Below are 3,307 nucleotides of genomic sequence, written 5' to 3' on the forward strand. Positions count from 1 at the left end.
GCCCACGACCAGGACCTCGCCCCCGGCTGCGCCCTGCCCGCCGCCCGCACCGCCGGCCGCGCCACCACCGGGGACGGCCCCTCCTACGCCACCGACCTGCGCGGGGCCACCGCCTGCTACCCGGCCGACGGCCACCCCACCCTCCTCGTCCTGCCCGGCCTCAGGCCCGGCAGCGACACCGTCCTCCTCGGCTCCGAGCAGCCCCTGCTCAACGAGAACCTCGCCAAGGAGGGCAACGCCTCCCTCGCCCTGCAACTCCTCGGCTCCCGCCCCGAGATCGTCTGGTACCTCCCCTCCCTCACCGACACCGCCGACGGCCCCGGCACCGGCGGCGACGACGAACAGCAGAACTTCCTCGACCTCGTCCCGGCCGGCTGGAGCTGGGCCCTGCTCCAACTCACCCTCGCCGCGGCCCTGGCCGCCCTCTGGCGCGCCCGCCGCCTCGGCCCGCTCGTCACCGAGCAGCTCCCCGTCGTCGTCCCCGCCTCGGAGGCCACCGAGGGCCGCGCCCGCCTCTACCGCAAGGCCGACGCCCGCGACCGCGCCGCCACCGTGCTCCGCGCCGCCACCCGCGAACGCCTCGCCGCGGTGCTCGGCGTACCGACGGCCCGGGCCCACGACCCGCAGGCCCTGCTGCCCGCGGTCTCGGCCCACCTGACCACCCTTCAGCACCCGTCCGGAGCAGGGGACCTGACGGCCCTTCTCTTCGGCCCCACACCCCCCGACGACGCGGCACTCGTCGCGCTCGCCGACCACCTCGACGCCCTCGAAAGAGAGGTCCGCACCTCATGACGTCCCCGACCACCGCTCACGCGGGCGACGCACGCGCTTCCCTCGAAGCGCTCCGCACGGAGATCGGGAAGGCCGTGGTCGGCCAGGACTCCGCCGTCACCGGCCTCGTCGTCGCCCTCCTGTGCCGCGGCCACGTCCTCCTCGAAGGCGTCCCCGGCGTCGCCAAGACCCTCCTCGTACGGACCCTGGCCGCCTCCCTCGAACTCGACACCAAGCGCGTCCAGTTCACCCCCGACCTGATGCCGTCCGACGTGACCGGCTCGCTCGTCTACGACGCCCGCACCGCCGAGTTCTCCTTCCAGAACGGCCCGGTCTTCACCAACCTCCTCCTCGCCGACGAGATCAACCGCACCCCGCCCAAGACCCAGTCCTCCCTCCTGGAGGCCATGGAGGAGCGCCAGGTCACCGTCGACGGCACCCCGCGCCCGCTGCCGGAACCCTTCCTCGTCGCCGCGACCCAGAACCCCGTCGAGTACGAGGGCACCTACCCCCTGCCCGAGGCCCAGCTGGACCGCTTCCTGCTGAAGCTGACCGTCCCGCTGCCCTCCCGCGAGGACGAGATCGGCGTCCTGACCCGGCACGCCGCCGGATTCAACCCGCGCGACCTCAAGGCCGCCGGGGTCCGCCCGGTCGCCGGCGCCGCCGACCTCGAAGCCGCCCGCGCCGCCGTCGCCCGCACCGCCGTCTCCCCCGAGATCGCCGCCTACGTCGTCGACATCTGCCGCGCGACCCGCGAATCGCCCTCGCTCACCCTGGGCGTCTCCCCGCGCGGCGCGACCGCCCTGCTGTCCACCGCCCGCGCCTGGGCCTGGCTCACCGGCCGCGACTACGTCATCCCCGACGACGTCAAGGCCCTCGCCCTGCCCACGCTCCGCCACCGCATCCAGCTCCGGCCGGAGGCGGAGATGGAAGGCGTCACCGCCGACTCGGTGATCACCGCGATCCTGTCCCACGTCCCCGTGCCCCGCTGATGGCCCTCACCGGACGCGCCGCCCTGATCGCGGCCCTCGGCAGCATCCCCGTCGGCATCCTGGAGCCCAGCTGGACGGGGATGCTGGCCGTCAACGGCCCGCTCGCCCTGGCCTGCTGCGTCGACTACGCCCTCGCGGCACCCGTCCGCAGCCTGCGCCTGTCCCGCTCCGGGGACACCTCGGTCCGCCTCGGCGAGACCGCCGACGTCCACCTGACCCTCACCCACACCGGCGGCCGACCGCTGCGCGCCCGGCTGCGCGACGCCTGGCCGCCCAGCAGCTGGCAGCCCGGCACCGAGATCGCCGCCTCCCGGCACACCGTGACCGTCCCCGCCGGGGAACGCCGCCGCCTCACCACCCGGCTGCGCCCCACCCGCCGCGGCGACCGCAAGGCCGCCCAGGTCACCGTCCGCTCGTACGGGCCCCTGGGCCTGTGGGCCCGCCAGGGCCACCACACCGTCCCGTGGACGGTCCGCGTCCTGCCGCCCTTCACCAGCCGCAAGCACCTGCCGTCCCGCCTCGCACGCCTGCGGGAGCTGGACGGCCGGACGAGCGTCCTCACGCGCGGCGAGGGCACGGAGTTCGACAGCCTGCGCGACTACGTCCCCGGCGACGACACCCGTTCCATCGACTGGCGGGCCACGGCCCGCCAGAACAAGGTCGCCGTCCGCACCTGGCGGCCCGAACGCGACCGCCACATCCTGATCTGCCTGGACACCGGCCGTACCTCGGCGGGCCGCGTGGGCGACGCTCCGCGCCTGGACTCCGCCATGGACGCGGCGCTGCTGCTGGCGGCCCTGGCCGTCCGGGCCGGCGACCGCGTGGACCTCCTGGCGTACGACCGCCGCACCCGCGCCCAGGTCCAGGGCCGTGCCGCCGCGGACGTCCTGCCGTCCTTCGTCAACGCCATGGCCACGCTGGAACCGGAGCTGGTCGAGACGGACTCCCGTGCCATGGTCTCCACGATCCTGCGCTCGGCCCCGCGCCGCTCCCTGGTGGTCCTCCTGACCAGCCTGGACGCGGCCCCGGTGGAGGAGGGCCTGCTGCCCACCCTCCCGCAGCTCACCTCCCGCCACACGGTCGTCCTGGCCTCGGTGGCGGACCCGCGCGTGGAGGAGATGCAGCGCTCCCGCGGCACGGTCGACGCCGTCTACGAGGCCGCGGCCGCCACGCAGACCCAGTCCCAGCGGGCCCGCACGGCGGACCTCCTGACCCGCCTGGGCGTCACGGTCGTGGACGCCACCCCGGAAACCCTGGCCCCGTCCCTGGCGGACACCTACCTGTCCCTGAAGGCAGCCGGCCGCCTGTAGCCACCAGCAACGGCCGGGCCCCCGCCAGGGGGCCCGGCCGTTGCCCGGTAAACGCAGAAAAGCCCCGCACCTGATCTGACGATCGGTGCGGGGCTTTCCCACAATGATTGTTCGGCGGCGTCCTACTCTCCCACAGGGTCCCCCCTGCAGTACCATCGGCGCTGAAAGGCTTAGCTTCCGGGTTCGGAATGTAACCGGGCGTTTCCCTAACGCTATGACCACCGAAACACTATG

Annotated in this window: 3 protein-coding genes and 1 rRNA gene; 3 read left to right on the forward strand and 1 reads right to left on the reverse strand. The window is 74.6% G+C overall.

All coding sequences use genetic code 11. The features are described 5' to 3' along the window. The 3 genes from EF918_RS37470 to EF918_RS34030 all read left to right on the forward strand — a co-directional run. A partial coding sequence (locus EF918_RS37470) for a DUF4350 domain-containing protein (protein WP_312847890.1) occupies window positions 1-792 on the forward strand: 792 nt, incomplete at its 5' end. Continuing rightward, on the forward strand, window positions 789-1,763 hold the full coding sequence (locus tag EF918_RS34025) for a MoxR family ATPase (RefSeq protein WP_125652743.1): 975 nt from the start codon (window positions 789-791) through the stop codon (window positions 1,761-1,763). The genes EF918_RS37470 and EF918_RS34025, both read left to right, overlap by 4 nt. Next, the gene (locus EF918_RS34030; RefSeq protein ID WP_125652744.1) at window positions 1,763-3,073 is read left to right on the forward strand and encodes a DUF58 domain-containing protein; all 1,311 of its coding nucleotides are present in this window, start codon (window positions 1,763-1,765) and stop codon (window positions 3,071-3,073) included. Before EF918_RS34025 ends, EF918_RS34030 begins: the two co-directional genes overlap by 1 nt. Before the next feature lie 109 nt (window positions 3,074-3,182). Here the strand turns inward: EF918_RS34030 and rrf are convergent. Then, window positions 3,183-3,299: ribosomal RNA gene (gene rrf / locus EF918_RS34035) — 5S ribosomal RNA — on the reverse strand. Between the last annotated feature and the right edge of the window lie 8 nt (window positions 3,300-3,307).

It is taken from the genome of Streptomyces sp. WAC06614 (genome assembly GCF_003949795.1).
GTDB lineage: Bacteria > Actinomycetota > Actinomycetes > Streptomycetales > Streptomycetaceae > Streptomyces.